We start from the raw sequence: 1272 nt of genomic DNA on the forward strand, positions 1-1272 counted from the left end.
CCCGGCCCGGTGTACGTCGTCGGCGATGTGCACGGCTACCTGGAGGAGCTGCGCGCCGCGCTGCACCAGCAGGGCCTGATCGACGCCGACGGCCACTGGTCCGCCGGGCGCGCCCGGATCTGGTTCCTCGGCGACTTCACCGACCGCGGCCCCGACGGCATCGGCGTCATCGACCTCGTCATGCAGCTCGCCGCCGAGGCCGCCGCGGCCGGCGGCTACTGCCGCGCCCTGATGGGCAATCACGAACTGCTCTTCCTCGGCGCAGCCAAGTACGGCGACGAACCCGTCCAGTCCACCGCCGGCACCGCCTCCTTCCTCGCCGCCTGGCGGCTCAACGGCGGCCAGCAGAACGACCTGGACCGGCTGGAGGCGCACCACATCAGCTGGCTCTCCCGGCTGCCCGCCATCGCGCTGGAGGACGAGCACCTGCTGCTGCACTCCGACACCACCGCGTACCTGGAGTACGGCGACTCCATCCCGGACGTCAACGACGCCGTGCACAGCCTGCTCTCCGACGGCACCGTGGACGAGTGGTGGGACTGCTTCCGCCGCTTCACCAAGCGCTTCGCCTTCCGCGGCGACGCCGGGCCGATGGCCGTCCACGAGCTGCTCGACACCTACGGCGGCACCCGGATCGTGCACGGGCACAGCCCGATCCCGTACCTCACCGGCGCGGTGCACAACGACGACGGCCAGCCGCCGCACATCCCCGGCCCGTACGTGTACGCGGACGACCTCGCGGTGGCCATGGACGGCGGGGTCACCATGGAAGGGCGGCTGCTGGTCGCCCGGCTGCCCGTCAACTGACCGCACCAGCAGAACAGTTGTTCCCGGCGCTCGGGCCGTCGCACGCGCGCGGCCCGGGGCGCGAAATTCCGGAAACCGACTGTCAGCGCGGCCGCACCCGCCCCTACCATGAGGCACACCACACCCGGCCGTCCGTCCGGCGGCCAGCCTCCGCGCCCACCCCGACCGCGCCTGCCGCGTGATCGACGCCGGTCGGGGTCCGCATGAACGGGGTCCCCATGTCCAACCCCCCGCCGCTGCACGCCGAGGACCGCCCGGAGTACGAGCGCCTCCTCGGCGAAGCCCTGCGCGACCGCACCGTCCTCACCGCCCTCCGCGCCCCCGGCGCGCTCACCGCCGGCCAGCTGCGCGCCCTCGCCCTGCGCGACGCCGACGGCATCAACGCCGCGGCCGCCACCGAGTACGCGCACTACACCGCGCTGCGCGACAGCCTGCGCGCCACACCCCCGCCGCCGACCGACGCCG

1 protein-coding gene and 1 pseudogene are annotated in these 1272 nt (G+C 74.0%); both read left to right on the top strand.

The window, feature by feature from the left end:
• Window positions 1–807 (top strand): metallophosphoesterase (locus J0670_RS38205; protein ID WP_207817364.1); only part of this gene is annotated, 807 nt, incomplete at its 5' end.
• 218 nt (window positions 808–1025) lie between these two features.
• Window positions 1026–1272 (top strand): annotated as a pseudogene (locus tag J0670_RS38210) (hypothetical protein); the annotation flags it as partial.

Source organism: Streptomyces sp. FH025 (genome assembly GCF_017427025.1).
Lineage (GTDB): Bacteria > Actinomycetota > Actinomycetes > Streptomycetales > Streptomycetaceae > Kitasatospora.